The organism is Shinella sp. Sh6, from assembly GCF_055392685.1.
The window spans coordinates 25,977-43,258 of sequence record NZ_AP044007.1; the positions used below are offsets into that span (position 1 = coordinate 25,977).

The window sequence follows — 17,282 nt, forward strand, 5'->3', positions numbered from 1 at the left end:
CCCGCCTATGCCGCTCCCGCCTGCGCAAGTTCGGCAAGGATGGAGAGCGCGATGTCGCCGGCGCTCTTGCTTCCGGCGAAAAGGCCCGCCGGCCCATGGATCCGCTCGCGGCTCGCGCGGTCGAAGCCCAGCGCCTCCAGCTTTTCAAGGCGCAGGCGATGGGTCGCATGGCTTCCCATCGCGCCGATATAGAAGGCATCGGTCGCAAGCGCGGCGGGAAGCAGCGCCATCTCCCAGTCGTGGTCGTGGAACATGAAGACGATTGCCGTCAGCGCATCGGCTTCGAGGGGCGGCGTGCGGCCGTGCCCCGTCAGGCGCACCGTCGCAGCGCCGAGCGCTGCCAGCCGCTCCAGCGTCGGTTCGTCATAGGACCAGCCGATCACCTCGAAGCCCGCGACCTGCGCCATCCGGGCGAGCTGCACGGTCGCAGGCCCGACACCGGCGATAATCAGCCGCTTGCGCGGCCGGTAGAGACGGACCATGCGGGCATTGAAGCGATTGTCGGGATCGATGGGAAGCTCCGCCGTCTGACGCTGCTTCAGCCGCCTGTCGATGGCGATCAGGCTCTTCGCACCGATGCCGACGTCGAAGAAGAGTTCGATCGCGCTGCCGCAGGGAAGCTGGATATCGAAATATTTCGATCCGCGGCCGTAACGGACCAGCCGGTTCCCGCCGGCGGCGATGGCATCGAGCGCTTCGGCGACGACGGCCCGTTCGATGCAGCCGCCGGAGAGATAGCCCACCCAGTCGCCCGTTTCGGATACGGCCATCTGCGCGCCGGGAAAGCGCGGCGAGGAGCCCTCGATCCTGACGAGCGTGACAAGGGCCAGCCTCTCGCCGCGCGAAAGCCGTTCGATCGCGAAGTCGAGGACGTAGTCATCGAAGACGTCCCATTCGCCCTGGCCGTTTCGCATCGCCGTCAGCTCCCGTTCAGGCCACGAGGTCTTTCAGCGCGGCGGCGATGCGCTCCGGAACCTCCAGCGGCGAAAAATGCCGCACGCCGTCCATCACCTCGATGCGGGCGCCCCTGATATTGTCGGCAAGATAGCGGGCCATGTCCGGCGGCGTGGCGTAGTCCTGCGAGCCGACGCGGATTTCGCAGGGGAAGGTAAAGCCCGGGAGGAACGCCCGCAGATCCGCCGCGCCGAGCATGGTACAGGTTGCCGCATAGGCCGGCAGGTCGTTGGCGAGGAAGACGCCGACGGCCTGCTCCACGACGGCCGGGTTCGCCTCGCGGAAAGCATCGCCGAACCAGCGCGTCTTCTGGAAGCCGACCAGTGCGGAAAGGCCTTCGTTCCTCGCCTTTTCGGCGCGCTCGGCCCAGGCGGCCGGAGCATTCTCGCCATACCAGGCGGTGGTGTCGAAAAGACCGAGCCCTCGCACCCGCCCGGAGTGCCGGCCGGCAAAGGCCAGAGAGACGCAGCCCCCCATCGAGGCGCCGGCGACGATGGCCGAAGGCCAGCCGACATGGTCCATCAGGTCGGCGATGTCGTCGGCGAACTGCTCGACGCTGTAGGGGCCTTCCGGCTTGTCCGACCGGCCATGGCCGCGGCAGTCGAAGGTGAGCACGCTCGCCGTTCCCTCCAGCGCCTTGACGGTCGCGTCCCAGAACGTCTTGTCCATGGCGAGCGAGTGGACGAGGACGATGCGGCCGGAGCCGCTGCCCGGCACGAGGCGGTAGGAAAGGCGCGCGCCGTCCCGCGCCGTTGCGAAATCGGATCCTGCATTGGACATTCTGGAATTTCCTCTGTCGTCGTTGTGTCGATCCTGCCGGCGGCCGCTGCGGCCGCCGGTCCGGGCCCGGCGGATCAGCCGGCCGCCGCGCGGGGCGCGCCCTTGGGAAGGTCGAACAGGCCGCGCGGCAGGCTTTCCATGAAGGCCAGCACTTCCGGGCTTTCGATCACGTCGGCGTATTTGGCGTTGAGGTCGCAGAGCGCCATCGCATGGCTCGCCTCGGACCGCTCGAAGCAGGCGTCCTCCACCATCGTCACACGGTAATTGTGGCTGAAGGCGTCGACGACCGTCGCACGCACGCAGCCGCTCGTCGCCGTGCCCGTGACGATGAGGCTGTCGCAGCCGAGCTGGGTGAGGTAGCCGAGGAGATTGGTGCCGTGGAAGCCGCTCGGCTTCTGTTTATAGACCACGATATCCTGCGCACCCGGCGCGACCTGCGGCATGATCTCGTTGCCCTTCCGGTTCGACCCGGCGGGCTTTTCCCCGGTGCGGGCATTCTTCCACGCCCAGGCGCCGGCATCCCAGTTGTCGTCGCGGCGGATCCCGGTCGTGTAGATCACCGGCAGCTCGCGGTCGTGCGCGACGTCGATCAGCTTGCGGATGACCGGCAGGGCATCCCAGGCCGCCTCCCCGCCGGACTGGCGCCAGCGCTTGATGGATTCGAGAACCGGCTCGCGCCGGTCGCCGCAGAAGGCGTAGTTCACGTCGATGACGAGCAGGGCGGGCCGTTTCCCAAATCCCTGCCGCACGCCGTAGCCCGCAAGCGCGAAGACCTGTTTATCCCGCTCCGTCAGGAACTTGTCCCAGATTCTCTCAGCCATTCAATCCTCCCGAAACATGGACAAAACCGGGCAAGGCACGCCCTGCGCGCCTGCCGACTTGACTTATGCCACAGATGTGTTTGTATGGCAAACACACATTATGACAAGCCTACATTGATGAGGCGATGTCGTGTGGCTCCGGCCCTTAAGGGCCCGAGGAACGATTCAAGGCTTTTGGGAGGAGGCGCATATGGTGTCCAGGATAGTTGTCGGCAGCCGTTGGTTCGCAATCGCGGGAGGCTTTGCCACCGCGCTCGCATTCACCCCGGCTCATGCAGGAGAGGTCTGGAAACACGGCATCGTCGAGGCCAAGGGAGACTCGGGCTTCCTGTTCCAGGCGGCCGAGGGCGGCTTCGGCGAGAAGCGCGGCCTCGATATCGACATGGTCGAGTTTACCGGCGGGCCGACGGCCCTCAAGGCGCTCATCGCCGGCGAGCTCGACAGTTTCGAGGCAAGTCCCGTCGTGGCCTTCGCCGCCATGCACCAGAACGCCGACATCAAGATCATCGGCTGCGACTGGCCGGGCATGACCTACACGGTCTTCGCCGCCAGGGACATCAACTCGCCGGCCGATCTCAAGGGCAAGGCGATCGGCGTTTCGGCGCCGGGTTCGCTGCCGGCGCTCTTTGCGCAGCTCGCGCTGGAAGCGGCCGGGGTTGCCGCCACGGACGTGACCTATGCCAATGCCGGCGGCAGCGCGGACCGCGTGCGCGCCATCAGCTCCGGCGTCGTCGCCGCCGCGGCGAGCTCCAGCGAATTTGCCGTCAGCGCCGATACGCTCAACGTCAAGCCGCTGCTTGCCGGCGCGGAAGTGACGCCCAAATTCGTCAAGGTCTGCATCATGACGACCGGCGCCAAGATCGCCGAGCGCCGCGCCGACATGGTGAACTTCCTCGCCGCCGAGATGGAGGGCCTTGCCCACGCCATCGGGAACAAGGAGGCGATGGTCGCGCTGGCGCGCAAGGTCGCACACCTGCCCGAAGACGACAAGACGGCCGAATTCATCTACGATGAGGCGATAAAGTACAATGCGGTCTCCGCGACCCTCGATATCCCGCTGGAGAACCTGCAATGGACGGACGACCAGATGGTCCGTCTCGGCGCGCTGCCGGAAAAGGCCGACGTCAGCACCTTCGTCGATACGAGCCTGCGCGAGGAAGCGCTGGCGGCCGTCGAAAAGAAGTAACGCGTTCATTCGAGGAGGACTCTGCATGGCCCATCTGGAAGTGCAGAATATCGTCAAGACCTTCAGCACACGATCCGGCGTTGCGTTCGCACGCGCGCTGGACGGGGTCTCATTCGACGTCGAGAAGGGCGAGATCATCGCGCTGATCGGCCCCAGCGGCTGCGGGAAGACGACCTGTCTGCGCATCATCATGGGCCTCGAAACCGCATCGTCCGGCCAGGTTCGCGTGGCCGGGCGCGCGGTCTCGGGCTGCGGCTACGACCGCGGCATGGTCTTCCAGCACGCCGAGCTCCTGCCCTGGCGCAACACGCTCAGCAATGTCGGCTACGGCCTCGAGATGAAGGGCGTCAGGGAGCCGGAACTGTCGAAGGCGTCCAGCCACTATCTCGAGCTCGTCGGCCTTGGCCATGCCGCCAGGCGCAGGCCGCACCAGCTTTCGGGCGGCATGAAGCAGCGCGCCGGCATCGCCCGGGCGCTCGCCATCGACCCCGAGGTCCTGCTGATGGACGAGCCGTTCGGCGCGCTCGATTCCCAGACGCGCGAGACGCTTCACGGCGAGCTCCTGTCGATCCACGGCAAGACGGGCAAGACGATCATCATCGTCACCCACGACCTCGACGAGGCCGTCATGCTGGCCGACCGCGTCATCGTGATGCAGAAGGGCGCGGTCAGCGAGATCGTCCCCATCGAGATCGGCCGCGACCGGCAGGACATGCGCGCCGTGCGCACATCCGCGGAATATTCCAAGAAACGCACGTTGATCTGGGAAGCCCTCCACGATCACGAGACCCAGGCAGCCTGAGAGGATCGATACCATGTCCACAGCAACGCAGCCCGACGGTGCGCTGTCCTCCGGGCAGGCCGAAGCCGTAAACCGCCGCTGGTCCGTGCCGAACTGGATGATCACGACCATTTCCGTGGTCATCGCCCTCCTGATCTGGGAGTATTTCGGCCGGCACGCCAATCCGCTGCTCGCCACCTACCCCACCGCGATCCTGGTGGCCGCCGGCAACATGTTCAGCGACGGACGGCTTCTCTCCGCGCTTCTCCAAAGCAGCCAGCCCTTCGTCGCCGGCTATATCGCCGCGGTCGTCCTCGGCATTCCGGCGGGCCTCCTGCTCGGCCGCTACCGCCTGTTCGAGGCCGGCTTCGGCATCTATGTCACCGCCGGCTACGCGACGCCGCTCATCGCCCTCGTCCCGCTGATGATCCTCTGGTTCGGGCTGGGCTTTGCGGTCAAGGCGGTCATCGTCTTCCTGCTCTCCTTCTTCCCGATCTGCCTGAATACGTGGTTCGGCGTGAAGGCCGTGCCGAAGACGCTGATCGAGGTGGGCACGGCCTTCTGCGCGCCGCAGTCGCAGATCATGCGCGGCATCATCCTGCCGGCGACGATCCCCTATATCATGGCGGGCCTCAGGCTCGGGATCGGCAAGGCCGTGATCGGCATCGTGATCGCGGAATTCCAGACGGCGATCTCGGGCCTCGGCGGCATCATCATCACCTCGGCCAACGCCTTCAGGACCGCCGAGATGTTCGTGCCGATCGTCCTGATCATGGTCATCGCGGTGGTCCTCACGGAACTCGTCGGCTCGCTCGAACGGATCGTCGCGCCCTGGCAGAGCGAGATCACGGGGCAGGATTCTGCATAAGCGCCATCGACCAACGCAACGCGGACTGGAGGAAGAGCGGGAAGGTGACCTTCCCGCTCTTCCTCTTTTTGCACCTACCGCTTCGGGCCCGTCTGCACGCGGATATCCTTCAGGCAGACGGCCGCAAGCAGCCCCAGCGCGATGGTGCCGGCCATGGTGAGGAACACCGGATGGAAGGCATCCGTATAGGCGGCGGCGACCAGCGCGCGGGCGCGTTCCGGCAGGGTCGCAAGTTCCGCGGGCGTCAGGCCCTCGATGCTCGCGACGCCCGGTATGGCGCCTGCCTTTCCGGTCACGAAGGCGGTCAGGATGGCACCGTAGATGCTGATGGCGATGGAGGCGCCCGCCATGCGGGTCAGCGTGACGGCGCCGGTCGCCGCGCCGAGATCGGCGTTACTGGCGGCATTCTGCACCCCGATCACCGGAACCTGCTGGCCGAAGCCGACGCTGAGGCCCTGAAGGAGCATCAGCAGGCCGATCAGGTAGATCGGCGTGCCCGGATGGACCGTCGTGAACAGGAAGAAGGTGAGAAGGCTGCCGGTCGTGCTGATGATCGAGAAGACCTTGTAGCGGCCGGTCAGCGAGATCAGCCGCCCCGCCGTCAGCGAGCCGGCGGCGATGCCGCCCGTGAGCGCCATGAAGAGGAGGCCGGCCTGCGAGGGCGTGAGGCCCGTGGTGGTCTGCAGGAAGAGCGCGATATAGTTGACCGAGCCGATGCCGATCGCCCCGCTCACCAGGGAGACGACCAGCAGCAGGCTGACGGTCGGGTTGGCGAACAGGCCGAGCGGGACGATCGGCTCGGGCACCCGGCGCTCGACCTGGACCCAAGCGACAAGGCAGGCCGCGCCGAAGCACACGACCGCAAGGCTCTGCGGGGCGACCAGCGAACCGAAGATCTCGCGGCTGTCGGCCCAGAGCACCATGCTCGCCACCGCGCCGGCCAGAAGGATCGCGCCGGCATAGTCGATCTTCGGCCGGCGGCTCGGCTTGCGGTAGGGCAGGATGAAGGCGAGGCCCGTGAGCACGACAATGCCGATGGGCAGGTTGACGAGGAAGATCGAGCGCCAGCCGAAAAGGTCCGAGAGCACGCCGCCCAGCGTCGGGCCGACCGCGCCGGCCGCCATCAGCATCAGGCTGGAATAGCTCTGGTAGCGCGCCCGCACGCGCGGCTCGAAGAGATCGGCATTGATCGAGAAGATCGAGACCATGATGCCGCCGCCGCCGAGGCCCTGCAGCACGCGGGCGGCGATCAGCGTGTTCATCGACACCGCAAGGCCGCAGGCGAGCGAGCCGAGCGTGAAGATGAAGATCGCCGTCATCATCACGTATTTGCGGCCGAAGAGATCGCCCAGCTTGCCGTAGACCGGCATGACGGCGCTGGTCGCCAGCAGGTAGGCCGAGCCCACCCAGCCGAACCGTTCCAGCTCGCCGAACTCCCCGACGATGGTCGGAAGCGCGGTCGAGACGATCTGGTTGTCGAGGGCCGCCATGAACATGCCGGACATGAGCAGGCAGACGACCAGCATCCGGCGACGCGGATCGGGCACGAGCGAGGCATAGGCGGCATCGTCGTCGGTACGGGGGCGGGAATCCATGGGGCAACTCGGTCTGGGTTTTGTCGGAGGCAACTTATGTGCTTTCGGCACATATATGTCAATCGCACATATGTGACAAAGACACGAAATTTGTTTGGCACCGGGCGGAAATCTGCTAATGCTCGTGGCCATGAGCAGCGATGACGACGAAAAGACCGGCCCCGGCGCCTTCGCCCGCATCGGCGCGGCGATGGGGCGGATGCGCATCATGACCGGCCGGCGCTATATCGGGCGCCTTGCCATTTCGCGCGTCGGCGCGGGCCTGGAGCTTTCCCATCTCGACGTCCTCTCGCTGGTGCGGCGCCTCGGCCTCGAACAGGAGGTCACGGTCGGCGCGGTCGCCGAGCAACTGCGCATCGACCATTCGCGCGCAAGCCGCATCGTCACGGACCTCGTCAAGCGGGGCGTCGTGCGCCGCGCCGCCTCGCAGGAAGACGGCCGCCGCACCATCGTCACCCTGACGGAGGACGGCATGCAGCTTCTCGCCAGGGTGAACGGCGTCAAGGAAGAGGTCCTTGCGAAGGTCCTCGGCGACTGGTCGCCGGAAGACATGGCCGCCTTCGCGACCCTCTACACCCGCTTCATCGAAGGACTCGAGGCACAGGCGCGGGATTTCGACGCCGGGAACGCCGGCAAATAGGATTACTCCCCGGCAGCCCTAGCCGGACGCCGTGTCCAGCCAGATCGTCACGGGCCGTCATTGGCAAGCTCCACCCGCATGTCCGCCCCGAAGATGCCGTTCGCAACGGGAATGCCCAGGGCCGCGACATTCGCGGAGAAGGTCTCGTAAAGACGCTTCCCCTCCTCCGGCGGCGCGGCCGTGGAAAAGCCCGGCCTGTTGCCCTTCGTCTCGGCGGCCAGCGTGAACTGGCTGACGATGAGCGCGGCGCCGCCCACATCGGCAAGCGAGCGGTTCATGCGGTCCGCCTCGTCCCTGAAAATGCGCAGGTTGACGAGCTTGCGCGCCAGCCACTCGCTTTCCTTTTCCGTGTCGCCCCTCATCGCGCAGACGAAGACCAGAAGGCCGTTGCCGATCTCCCCCGCCACCGCCCCCTCGACGACGACCCGCGCGGACGAAACCCGCTGGACAAGCGCTCTCATGGCAAAGCCCTTCCTATCGCCTGCGGGCTCCTGCCGACGATTTTTTCGTAGAGCGCCGGGTCCGTTGCGCCTTCGGTGTTGACCACGAGAACCCGGGCGTCACGCCCGATGCCGAGCCTGCCGGCAAGCGCCGAATCCCTGAGGACCGTCAGGAGGCCGGCAAGGCCCGCGCCGCCGCTTTCGCCGGCGACGATCGCGGGATCGCCGGGCAAGGGATCGGCAAGCCGGCGCATGACCGTAACGGCGACATCCTCGTCGACCGTCATGAAGCCGTCGGCCACGCGTTCGAGGATACGGAAGGCCACCGGCGACGGCTCGTAGCATTCCAGCATGGCCATGATCGTCGGCTGCGTCTCCTCGATCTTCACGGGCCTGCCCTGCCTTGCGCTCTCGTAGAGGCAGGCGGCGCGGGCCGGATCCACCACCGTCACATGCGGCCGCCTGTCGCCCAGCACGACGGCAAGATGCCCCGCAACCGCCGCGGCGAAGCCGCCGACACCGGCCTGGAGGAAGACATGGGTCGGCGGCTCGTCCAGTTCGGCAAGGATTTCGCGGACCAGCGCGGTATAGCCCTGCGCCACGAGGCCGGGGATCGTTTCGTAGCCGGGCCAGGACGTATCGGAAAGAACCGTCCAGCCGCGCTCGGCCGAGACGCGGGCGGCCTCGGCGACGGAATCGTCGTAGTTCCCTGCGACGCGGACCATCTCCGCGCCGAACCGCGCGATGGCCGCGACCCGCTCCTCGCTGACGCCGGCATGGACGAAGATGACGGCTTTCGCGCCCATGAGCTGCGCGCCCTGCGCGACGGAGCGGCCGTGGTTGCCGTCGGTGGCGCAGGCGAACGTCATGCTTTGCGCGACCGCGCGAACCTCGTCGGAGAGCAGCTCCCCGATCTCAACGGCACGGCCGAGACGGCGGCTCGCCTCCTCCTGCACGAGGATCATCAGGGCATAGGCGCCGCCGAGGGCCTTGAAGCTGCCGAGCCCCAGCCGCAATCCCTCGTCCTTGAGGTGAAGCGACCCCAGCCCCAGTTCGCCGGCAAGCCCCGGCAGCGCGTGCAGCGGCGTCGCCGCGCTGTTCTCGCGCAGCGCAAGGACCTTCGCGACGCGGTCGGCGGCCTCCACGGAGAGCGTTTCGGCATCCTGCGGCGTCAGCGGCTTGCCGTGCGTTGCAAGCGTATTCGTAAGATAGGGGTCGGCCATGGCAGCGGCACTCCGGATCGGCATTGCGCAAATCTAGTGCAACGCGCGGCAAAGTGCGGCCGTATTTCCATTATCCACACCTCATTGCGAAGGCCTCGCAAAGGCGCCGGACGACGCGGGCACGCGCGACGCGTTTCCCTCAATCCGGGCAATTATTTGGCAAACCGGCCCTTCGGAACTTTACTTAATTGTAACATGACCCGCGCCGGAATCCGGGTTTATAGATGATGCCGGGCTGGATGCCGCCGGCGGGAAGGAAGCCGCGACGCGACGACACCGGACAGCCCGGAGGGACGCACCGTCCCGTCATCGAGGATACGCATCATGCGCTCGACACTCAAAACCATCACCTTCGCAACCATCGCCCTTTCGCTCGCCGCCGGCGGCGCCTTCGCTGCCGGCAAGCCCCATCAGATCATCAGGTCGGATTCCGACCATGGCGACGACATGTCGATCTCCCGGCCGATGCCGGTGGAAACGCCGATGATGGTCCGCAAGCCGCATCTCGACCAGATTCTCGCCGGCCTGCACTCGGCGGAACGGAAGATCGAGCACGGCGAAGCCGCCCACAGGCTTTCGGCCAGCGCCGCGCGCAAGCTCGAAGGCGAGGCCGGCGGCATCCGCCACCACGCCATGACCGTCGCCGACGCCCATCACGGCGCGATCCCCAACGCCACTTTCCAGCGCCTGCGGGGCGACATCCGCAAGCTCGACCGGGATATCGTCCGGATGAGCTGATCGTTCCGGCGGCGGGCAACACCCTACCCGCCTTCCCTACCCTCCCAACGAGAGACCGGCCGCGTTGTACCGGCGGCCCGGTCTCGTGCGCTCCGGCGCCTGCAAGAACCGGCACCGGAGCGCTGAACAAAGGAAAACGACCATGACCAGAATCCTTGCAAAGCATCGTGTCGCCGCGCTTCTCGGCGTGGCCCTGCTGGTGGTGCCGATGGCCGCCTCCGGCCTTCTTGCCACCGGCGCCGCACAGGCCGCCGCCCCGCAAAGTTTCGGCTCCGCCCTCGCAGGCGGCTCCTTCGCCGGCATCGTTTCGGCAGACAAGCCCGCCGTCGTCACCATCACGACGGTGCTGAAGGCCGAGAACGCCTCGAGCGACGGCATATCCCCCTTCGGCGAGGATTCGCCCTTCGACCAGCAGTTCCGCGATTTCTTCGGCGAGCGGCAGATGCCGATGCCGCAGCAGCGCCCGAGCGGCAAGGCCGAGGCGCTCGGCTCCGGCTTCGTGCTGACGAGCGACGGCTACATCGTCACCAACAACCACGTCATCGACAAGGCGAGCACGATCAAGGTGACGCTGGACGACGGCACGGAACTGCCCGCCAGGCTGATCGGCACCGATCCGAAATCCGACCTCGCCGTCCTGAAGATCGACAGCGACAAGCCGCTTTCGACCATCGGCTGGGGCGATTCCGACAAGCTGCGCGCCGGCGATCCGATCCTTGCCATCGGCAATCCCTTCGGCATCGGCACGACGGTGACGGCCGGCATCGTCTCGGCCCGCGGGCGCGACCTGCACAGCGGCCCCTATGACGACTTCATCCAGATCGACGCGCCGATCAACCACGGTAATTCCGGCGGCCCGCTCGTCGGCATCGACGGCAAGGTGGTCGGCATCAACACGGCGATCTATTCGCCGAACGGCGGCAGCGTCGGCGTCGGCTTCGCCATCCCTTCCGACCAGGCGCAGCGCGTCGTCGCCAAATTGATGAAGGACGGCTCGATCGAGCACGGCTTCATCGGTGTGCAGATCCAGCCGGTGACCGCGGACGTCGCCGAGGCGATCGGCCTTGCCAAGCCGGCCGGCGCACTCGTCGCACGCGTCGATGACGGCACGCCTGCCGCCAAGGCCGGCATCCGCTCCGGCGACGTCATCACCGCGCTCGGCGGCAAGGCGGTCGCCTCGCCGCGCGACCTCTCGCGCATGGTGGCCGATCTCTCGCCCGGCGAAAAGCAGGACCTGAAGGTCTGGCGCGACGGCAGCGACAAGGACCTGTCGATCACCATCGGGGCCAACGACGACGGCAGCGGCCAGGTTCTTGCCGATGCCGGCGGCGGCAAATCCGGCAGCGCCGCGCAGCATGTGCCGACCATCGGCATCCAGCTCGGCGACATCACGGCGGACATGCGCCAGTCGCTCGGCCTGCCGAAGGGCGAGGCCGGCGCGGTCGTCGAGAACGTCAACCCGGACAAGCCGGCCGCCGACGCGGGCCTTGAGCCCGGCGACGTCATCCTCTCGGTGAACCAGAAGACGGTGACCTCGGCAAGCGAGGCCAAGGCCGCCGTCGCCGAAGCCGGCAAGGAAGGCCGCAAGGCCGTGCTGCTCCTCGTGCAGCGCCAGGACGAGCAGAGCTTCGTCACCGTGCCCTTCGCCGCCGGCTGACGGACGATCCCGCTCCCGGCATCGCCGGGGGCGGCCCATCCCACGGGGCACCAGACGGGTTGCGTTCAGGTGGCCCGTTGGTATGGTGGGCTTCACCCTTCCGGCCGGGTCTCCGGCTGCTTCATTCACCTTCAGGACAAGCGCGATGGGCTTGAGGCACCTTTCGGACGAGGCGCTGGTCCGCCGGCTTCAGCGCGCGGCCTTCTCCTATCTGATCGACTATGCGGACCCGGACACCGGCCTCGTCGCCGACACCTCCCGCGACGGTTCGCCCTGCAGCATCGCCGTCGTCGGCTTTGCCCTGTCCGCCTATCCGGTCGCGGTGGAAAACGACTGGCTTTCCCGCAAGGAGGCGGCGGCCCGGACCCTCAAGGTGCTGCGCTTCTTCCTGAACAGCGTCCAGAGCGAGGCGGCGGATGCGACCGGCTACAGGGGTTTCTACTATCACTTCCTCGACATGCGGTCCGGCAGGCGCGTCTGGCAATGCGAGCTCTCGCTGATCGACACCGCGCTGCTGATCGCCGGCGTCCTGGTGGCGGCAGGCTATTTCGACGGCGATGGCGATGAAAGCGAGATCCGCGACCATGCCGATGCCCTCTACCGCCGGGTGGACTGGCACTGGGCGCAGAACGGCACCTCCGGCCTCTCGCAGGGCTGGAAGCCGGAATGCGGCTTCCTCCACTACGGCTGGGAGGGATACAACGAGGCGACGCTCCTCTACATCCTCGGGCTCGGATCGCCGACCTTTCCGCTCTCGGCCAGTTGCTTCGAGACCTGGAGCCTCACCTACCAGTGGGAGAACCTGCTGGACCGCGACGTCCTTTATTGCGGTCCGCTGTTCACGCATCTGTTCTCCCATGCATGGATCGATTTCCGCGGCATCCGCGATGCCTTCATGCGCGAGAAGGACAGCGACTATTTCGAGAACACGAAGAGCGCGATCGCCATCCACCGCGAATACGGCGAGCGCAACCCTTACGAATTCGAGGGCTATTGCCGCGATTTCTGGGGCGTGACGGCCGGCGACGGACCCTCCTTCCCGACGCTGCGCCAGAACGGCAGGGACCGCCGCTTCTTCGGCTACATGTCGCGCGGCGTGCCCTATGGCCCGGACGATGGCACGATCTCCCCCTGGGCGATGCTGGCAACGCTGCCCTTCACCCCCGAGGCCGCGCTTTCCGGCACCCGGTACCTGCTCGAACATTACCCTGGGGTCTGCCCCGGCGACAGGTTTTCGAGCGGCTTCAACCCGACGCTGCATTCGGCCCCCGGCGGGTGGCTTTCGGAAGGCTGGTACGGGCTCGACCAGGGCCTTCTTGCCGTAAGCATCGAAAACCATCGCACGGGGCTTATCTGGGATATCATGCGGCGCTGCCGCTATATACGCGCCGGCCTTGCGCATGCCGGGTTCACCGGCGGATGGTTATAGACATGCAACGCACCGCACCCGAGGCAAGGCCCGACGACGAAGCCCGCTTTCTTGAGCGGGTGCGCCCCGGCAACTGGCGCAATCCCCGGCCGAAAGGCCTCTACGATCTTGCCGTCATCGGCGCCGGTCCGGCGGGGCTTGCGGCGGCCGAACATGCGGCAAGGCGCGGCTTTTCCGTCGCCCTCATCGAGCGCGCGCATCTCGGCGGCAACTCCCTCAATGCCGGCTCCGTGCCGTCGAAGGCGATCATCCGCACCGCCCATGCCTATGACGCGATGCGCGATGCCGACGAATTCGGCGCGCCGGAGGTAGAGGAACCCGCCCTCGATTTTACCGCCGCCATGGCGCGCATGCGCCGCATCCGCACGCGCATCTCGGTCTATCACTCCGCCCATGACCTTGCGGCGCTGGGCATCGATCTCTTCTTCGGCGAGGCGCGCTTTGCCGGCGCCAACGCGCTCTTCGTCGACGATGAGCGCCTCGCCTTCAGGAAAGCGCTCATCGCCACGGGTGCACGCCCGCGGATTCCCGATATCCCGAACCTCGAACGGACAGGCTACCGCACGAGCGCGACGATCTTCGAGATGACCGCGCTGCCCAAGCGCCTTGCCGTCATCGGCGGCGGGCCGCTCGGCTGCGAGCTGGCGCAGGCCTTCTGCCGGCTCGGCGCGCATGTGACCATCGTGCAGAACAATCCGAAATTCCTGCCGCGCGAGGAGCGCGACGCCGCCGAGATCCTCTCCTGGTCGATGGCGCGCGACGGCATGGAGATCCGCCTGAACACCACCGCCACCGGCATCCGGCGCAAGGGCGACACGAAGATCCTCGAAACCCTCAACAACGATGTCAGGGGCGAGATCGAGGCCGACGAGATCCTTGTCTGCACCGGGCGGGTGCCCAATATCGAGCCGCTCGACCTCGCGGCCGCCGGCATCGCCGCCGATCCCCGGCGGGGCGTCACGGTCGACGAGTTCCTGCGCAGCAGCAATCCCGATGTCTATGCCGCGGGCGATGCCTGCCTGCCGCTGAAATTCACCAATGCCGCGCAATCCTCCGCGCGCATGGCCGTCGGCAACGCGCTGCTGGGGACTCGCCAGCGGCACGACAATTCGGTCATTCCCTGGTGCACCTTCTGCGATCCCGAGATCGCCCATATCGGCCTGCAGGTCTGGGATGCCCGCCGGCAGGCCATCCCGATCAAGAGCTATACGGTCATGCTGAACGATGTCGACCGCGCCATCACGGACGGCCAGGGGACCGGCTTCGTCAAGATCCACGTCGCCGAGGGCAGCGACAGGATCCTCGGCGCGACCATCGTCGCCTCGCGGGCAAGCGAGCTGATCAACGAGATGGCCGTGATCATGAGCGCCGGCATCGGCATGCAGGCGCTCGCCGACGTCGTCCACACCTATCCCGCACAGTCCGGCGCGATCATGCTGGCCGCGCAGGCCTACAGGCGCGATACCGACGGCACCGTCCGGAACGATCCGTCCCGAAAGCCGCCAGCCTGACCCGGATCAGCCGCTCACGAGGCGCAGCGTGCGCGAAAACAGGTCGCCGTGCCCCTCTCCGGCCCCCATCGCGATGATCGCGGCGGACGCCAGGTCGTCGCGGAATATGGCAGCGACCCGCGCGCCGTTCTCGCCGTCGGTCAGGTCGTCGACATCGTCGATCACGATCCAGCCGGGGCGTTGCAGCAGCACCCGGACGAGGCTCAGCATCCGGCGTTCCGCGTTGCCGAACTCGTGCTCCCAGCGGGCGCTGCGGTCGAGCCACGGCGACAGGCGCTCCAGCCCGGCCCTCGTGAGGCCAGCGACGATCGTCTCGCTCGAACAGGCCTCGGCCGTGCGCGGGTAGCAGAGCGCCGCGCGCAGCGTGCCTGGCGGCATGTAGGGATCGCGCACCACGAAGGCGATGCCGCCCTCCTCCGGCAGACGGACGACGCCCTTGCCCCGGCGCCACAGCCCGGCGATGGTGTGCGTCAGGAGAGTCTTGCCCGCCCCCATGGGACCGGTGACGAGCACCCGGTCGCCCGGGTGGACCACCACATGCGGCTGCGACAGCCGCACCGGCCCGGAGGGCGCATCCATCTCCAGATTGTCGAGCACCATGACGGGTGCGGGCGATGCGACGAAGGCGATGCGGTCCGCCGCCCCTTCGTCCGCCCCGGCCTCGACCAGCGCGAGGCGGAAGGCGGCGACGCGGCGGAGCGTTGCGCGCCAGTCGGCGATGGAGCCGATATTGTCGACGAACCAGCGCAGCGAGGCATGGAACTGGTTGAAGGCGCCGACGGCCATCATCAGCCCGCCGAAGGTCATGTCGCCGCCGAAATAGACCGGCGCATCGATGATGATCGGCGCGACGATCGTCACCCAGCCGTAACCCAACGTCACCCAGGCAAGGCGCACCATCGCCGAGACGATACGGCGCGTGGCGGCGATGACCGCGCCGAGATCGCCCTCCAGCCGCCGCGCCTCGTCCGCCTCGCCGCCGGAAACGGCAATCGCGTCGAGCTGCTCGTTGACCCGCACCAGCGAATAGCGCAGGTCCGCCTCGCGGGCATAGCGGTCGCCGTTGAGGGCGATCAGCGGGCGGCCGACCATCCAGCTCAGCGAGGATGCCGTGCCCGAATAGAGGATCGCGGCCCAGACCATGTAGCCCGGGATCTGGAAGGCCGCGCCCCAGACATGGAAGACGAAGCCGGACGAAAGCGCCCACAGCACGCCGACGAAGCTGACGAGCAGCACGCCCGCTTGCAAGAGGCCGACGCCGAGATCGACCGACAGGTCGCAGAGGTGGCGGACGTCCTCGTGCAGCCTCTGGTCGGGATTGGCGCCGATCTGCCCGCGCTGCGCCACGCTGAAGGCGCGCCCGGGCTTCAGCCATTCCTCGATCATGTCCCGCGTCAGCGCCTCGCGCAGCTTCAGGTGCAGCATCTGGTTGAGCCAGAGCTGCGCGACGTTGAGCACGAGCAGCGCACCGGCGATCTCGAAGAACACCAGGAGCTGGGCGAGGAAGGCCTGCTCGTCGCGGTGCTGCAGCGCGTCGTAGAACGGCTTGTTCCAGCCGTTGAGCACGATCTGCCCGTAGGCGGTGGCGAGGATGACGGCGAATATGCCCGCGGCCAGCCCTATCAGGACGCGCCGCATCGGCGAGGCCCCGAACGCGGCCGCCATGGTCGCCACATACCGGCGCAACGGCCGTTCCTCCACACCGTCGCGCATCCGTTTCAGATCGGCCATGGCCGGCACCTATGCATGTCTATGCCATAAAGCCCGCCCCGCGCCCGAAGCGGAGAGCGGCAACGGAAGGTCTCGTGGAACAAACGCCGGAATCCCTTGTTGAATCCCGGGCCGACCGCCGGCGCTTTCCCAACGAGGAGACTGCAATGCCCACGCAGGTAATGGAAGACCTCTTTGCCGGCGGGGTCAAGGATATCCGCCGCGCGGCCTGAGCACGCGGGGCGAACCGATTTCAGCGAGTGCCGTCATGTTCGGAAACTGGCGCCATATCTGCGTCGACATGCAGCGAATGTTCGCCGAGGAAACGCCATGGCGCGTCGCCTGGATGGAAGCGGTGTCGCCGCAGGTCATCGAGGTGGCGGAGCGTCACGCCGCCCGCACGACGTTCTCGCGGTTCTGCCCGCCGGCCCGGCCATCCGACGCGCCCGGCATGTGGCGGACCTATTACGAGAAATGGTGGATGATGACGGGCGAGCACCTTCCCCCGACATGCTCGCTCTCGTTCCCGAACTTGCGCGCTATTGCCCGCCCGCCACGATATTCGACAAGCGGGCCTATTCGCCCTGGATCGACGGCCGGCTGCACGCCTTTCTCGCGACGCAGGCCGTCGATACGCTCGTCGTCACCGGAGGCGAGACGGATGTGTGCGTCCTGGCGACGGCGCTCGGCGGCATCGATCTCGGCTACCGCGTCATCGTCCTCAAGGACGCGGTGTGCAGCGGGGCCGACGAGACGCATGACGCATCGCTCACCCTGCTCGGCAACCGCTTCTCCGCGCAGGTGGAATTGATGCTCACCGAGGACTTCCTGTCATCCGAACAGGAAAGCCGCTGAGCGGCCCCGTGTCATCGGGCAAGCGGCAGGAACAAGTCCGGGCCTTCCCCGTTTCCAGCGATGCACCGGGACCGGACGCCGCGTCATCGGCCTG

At 67.2% G+C, this 17,282-nt stretch carries 15 protein-coding genes and 2 pseudogenes; 10 read left to right on the forward strand and 7 right to left on the reverse strand.

The genetic code is table 11. The features are described from left to right. Window positions 1-5: 5 nt before the first annotated feature. From ACZ5TO_RS22255 to ACZ5TO_RS22265, 3 genes are all read right to left on the reverse strand, one after another. Window positions 6-914 carry an XdhC family protein gene (locus tag ACZ5TO_RS22255; protein ID WP_464801158.1) on the reverse strand — a complete coding sequence of 303 codons (909 nt, stop codon included), beginning with the start codon at window positions 912-914 and terminating at the stop codon, window positions 6-8. Window positions 915-930: 16 nt separating this feature from the next. Beyond that, a complete protein-coding gene (locus ACZ5TO_RS22260) occupies window positions 931-1,734 on the reverse strand; it encodes an alpha/beta fold hydrolase (protein ID WP_464801159.1) in 804 nt (267 codons plus the stop codon). 74 nt (window positions 1,735-1,808) lie between these two features. Continuing rightward, window positions 1,809-2,555 (reverse strand): isochorismatase family protein, encoded by a 747-nt coding sequence (locus tag ACZ5TO_RS22265; RefSeq protein WP_464801160.1) that lies wholly within the window; start codon window positions 2,553-2,555, stop codon window positions 1,809-1,811. A gap of 190 nt (window positions 2,556-2,745) precedes the next feature. On the opposite strand from ACZ5TO_RS22265, the gene ACZ5TO_RS22270 reads away from it, so the two are divergent. From ACZ5TO_RS22270 to ACZ5TO_RS22280, 3 genes are read left to right on the forward strand one after another with little or no spacing between them, the layout of a single operon-like run. Further along, a complete protein-coding gene (locus ACZ5TO_RS22270) occupies window positions 2,746-3,741 on the forward strand; it encodes an ABC transporter substrate-binding protein (protein ID WP_464801161.1) in 996 nt (331 codons plus the stop codon). A gap of 25 nt (window positions 3,742-3,766) precedes the next feature. After that, on the forward strand, window positions 3,767-4,543 hold the full coding sequence (locus ACZ5TO_RS22275; RefSeq protein ID WP_184142990.1) for an ABC transporter ATP-binding protein: 777 nt from the start codon (window positions 3,767-3,769) through the stop codon (window positions 4,541-4,543). Between the two features lie 13 nt (window positions 4,544-4,556). Next, complete coding sequence (locus tag ACZ5TO_RS22280) at window positions 4,557-5,390, forward strand: ABC transporter permease (protein WP_464801162.1); 834 nt, start codon at window positions 4,557-4,559, stop codon at window positions 5,388-5,390. Between the two features lie 74 nt (window positions 5,391-5,464). Here ACZ5TO_RS22280 and ACZ5TO_RS22285 read toward each other — a convergent pair whose 3' ends face one another. Next, window positions 5,465-6,985 carry an MDR family MFS transporter gene (locus tag ACZ5TO_RS22285; protein ID WP_464801163.1) on the reverse strand — a complete coding sequence of 507 codons (1,521 nt, stop codon included), beginning with the start codon at window positions 6,983-6,985 and terminating at the stop codon, window positions 5,465-5,467. A gap of 118 nt (window positions 6,986-7,103) precedes the next feature. Between ACZ5TO_RS22285 and ACZ5TO_RS22290 the strand changes: the two genes are divergently transcribed. Continuing rightward, window positions 7,104-7,625 carry a MarR family winged helix-turn-helix transcriptional regulator gene (locus ACZ5TO_RS22290; protein ID WP_464801164.1) on the forward strand — a complete coding sequence of 174 codons (522 nt, stop codon included), beginning with the start codon at window positions 7,104-7,106 and terminating at the stop codon, window positions 7,623-7,625. Between the two features lie 18 nt (window positions 7,626-7,643). On the opposite strand, the pseudogene dtd reads toward ACZ5TO_RS22290, so the two are convergent. Together dtd and ACZ5TO_RS22300 are read right to left on the reverse strand one after the other, a co-directional pair. Continuing rightward, window positions 7,644-8,086 (reverse strand): annotated as a pseudogene (gene dtd, locus ACZ5TO_RS22295) (D-aminoacyl-tRNA deacylase). Continuing rightward, window positions 8,083-9,288 carry a diaminopropionate ammonia-lyase gene (locus ACZ5TO_RS22300; RefSeq protein WP_464801165.1) on the reverse strand — a complete coding sequence of 402 codons (1,206 nt, stop codon included), beginning with the start codon at window positions 9,286-9,288 and terminating at the stop codon, window positions 8,083-8,085. The pseudogene dtd and the gene ACZ5TO_RS22300 overlap by 4 nt, the downstream one beginning before the upstream one ends. 324 nt (window positions 9,289-9,612) lie before the next feature. Between ACZ5TO_RS22300 and ACZ5TO_RS22305 the strand changes: the two genes are divergently transcribed. From ACZ5TO_RS22305 to ACZ5TO_RS22320, 4 genes are all read left to right on the forward strand, one after another. Continuing rightward, window positions 9,613-10,026 (forward strand): hypothetical protein, encoded by a 414-nt coding sequence (locus tag ACZ5TO_RS22305; protein WP_184143002.1) that lies wholly within the window; start codon window positions 9,613-9,615, stop codon window positions 10,024-10,026. Window positions 10,027-10,168: 142 nt separating this feature from the next. Beyond that, on the forward strand, window positions 10,169-11,683 hold the full coding sequence (locus ACZ5TO_RS22310) for a DegQ family serine endoprotease (RefSeq protein WP_464801166.1): 1,515 nt from the start codon (window positions 10,169-10,171) through the stop codon (window positions 11,681-11,683). Between the two features lie 145 nt (window positions 11,684-11,828). Further along, entirely contained in the window at window positions 11,829-13,112 is a 1,284-nt protein-coding gene (locus tag ACZ5TO_RS22315) for a glucoamylase family protein (protein ID WP_464801167.1), read from the forward strand. A gap of 2 nt (window positions 13,113-13,114) precedes the next feature. Next, a complete protein-coding gene (locus ACZ5TO_RS22320; protein WP_464801168.1) occupies window positions 13,115-14,623 on the forward strand; it encodes a mercuric reductase in 1,509 nt (502 codons plus the stop codon). Window positions 14,624-14,629: 6 nt separating this feature from the next. Here ACZ5TO_RS22320 and ACZ5TO_RS22325 read toward each other — a convergent pair whose 3' ends face one another. Further along, the gene (locus tag ACZ5TO_RS22325) at window positions 14,630-16,354 is read right to left on the reverse strand and encodes an ABC transporter ATP-binding protein/permease (protein ID WP_464801169.1); all 1,725 of its coding nucleotides are present in this window, start codon (window positions 16,352-16,354) and stop codon (window positions 14,630-14,632) included. Between the two features lie 74 nt (window positions 16,355-16,428). Here ACZ5TO_RS22325 and ACZ5TO_RS22330 point away from each other — a divergent pair, with 74 nt between their 5' ends. Further along, on the forward strand, window positions 16,429-16,566 hold the full coding sequence (locus tag ACZ5TO_RS22330) for a hypothetical protein (protein WP_464801170.1): 138 nt from the start codon (window positions 16,429-16,431) through the stop codon (window positions 16,564-16,566). A gap of 35 nt (window positions 16,567-16,601) precedes the next feature. Continuing rightward, window positions 16,602-17,188 (forward strand): annotated as a pseudogene (locus ACZ5TO_RS22335) (cysteine hydrolase family protein). Window positions 17,189-17,282: the final 94 nt, after the last annotated feature.

Bases quoted from the DNA above. Each gene is read 5' to 3' on its own strand.
- ACZ5TO_RS22275 (WP_184142990.1), top strand. From the start codon at position 3,767: ATGGCCCATCTGGAAGTGCAGAATATCGTCAAGACCTTCAGCACACGA.
- ACZ5TO_RS22260 (WP_464801159.1), bottom strand. From the start codon at position 1,734: ATGTCCAATGCAGGATCCGATTTCGCAACGGCGCGGGACGGCGCGCGC.
- ACZ5TO_RS22255 (WP_464801158.1), bottom strand. From the start codon at position 914: ATGCGAAACGGCCAGGGCGAATGGGACGTCTTCGATGACTACGTCCTC.
- ACZ5TO_RS22305 (WP_184143002.1), top strand. From the start codon at position 9,613: ATGCGCTCGACACTCAAAACCATCACCTTCGCAACCATCGCCCTTTCG.
- ACZ5TO_RS22320 (WP_464801168.1), top strand. From the start codon at position 13,115: ATGCAACGCACCGCACCCGAGGCAAGGCCCGACGACGAAGCCCGCTTT.
- ACZ5TO_RS22310 (WP_464801166.1), top strand. From the start codon at position 10,169: ATGACCAGAATCCTTGCAAAGCATCGTGTCGCCGCGCTTCTCGGCGTG.
- ACZ5TO_RS22270 (WP_464801161.1), top strand. From the start codon at position 2,746: ATGGTGTCCAGGATAGTTGTCGGCAGCCGTTGGTTCGCAATCGCGGGA.
- ACZ5TO_RS22285 (WP_464801163.1), bottom strand. From the start codon at position 6,985: ATGGATTCCCGCCCCCGTACCGACGACGATGCCGCCTATGCCTCGCTC.
- ACZ5TO_RS22290 (WP_464801164.1), top strand. From the start codon at position 7,104: ATGCTCGTGGCCATGAGCAGCGATGACGACGAAAAGACCGGCCCCGGC.
- ACZ5TO_RS22325 (WP_464801169.1), bottom strand. From the start codon at position 16,354: ATGGCCGATCTGAAACGGATGCGCGACGGTGTGGAGGAACGGCCGTTG.
- ACZ5TO_RS22300 (WP_464801165.1), bottom strand. From the start codon at position 9,288: ATGGCCGACCCCTATCTTACGAATACGCTTGCAACGCACGGCAAGCCG.
- ACZ5TO_RS22265 (WP_464801160.1), bottom strand. From the start codon at position 2,555: ATGGCTGAGAGAATCTGGGACAAGTTCCTGACGGAGCGGGATAAACAG.
- ACZ5TO_RS22280 (WP_464801162.1), top strand. From the start codon at position 4,557: ATGTCCACAGCAACGCAGCCCGACGGTGCGCTGTCCTCCGGGCAGGCC.
- ACZ5TO_RS22315 (WP_464801167.1), top strand. From the start codon at position 11,829: ATGGGCTTGAGGCACCTTTCGGACGAGGCGCTGGTCCGCCGGCTTCAG.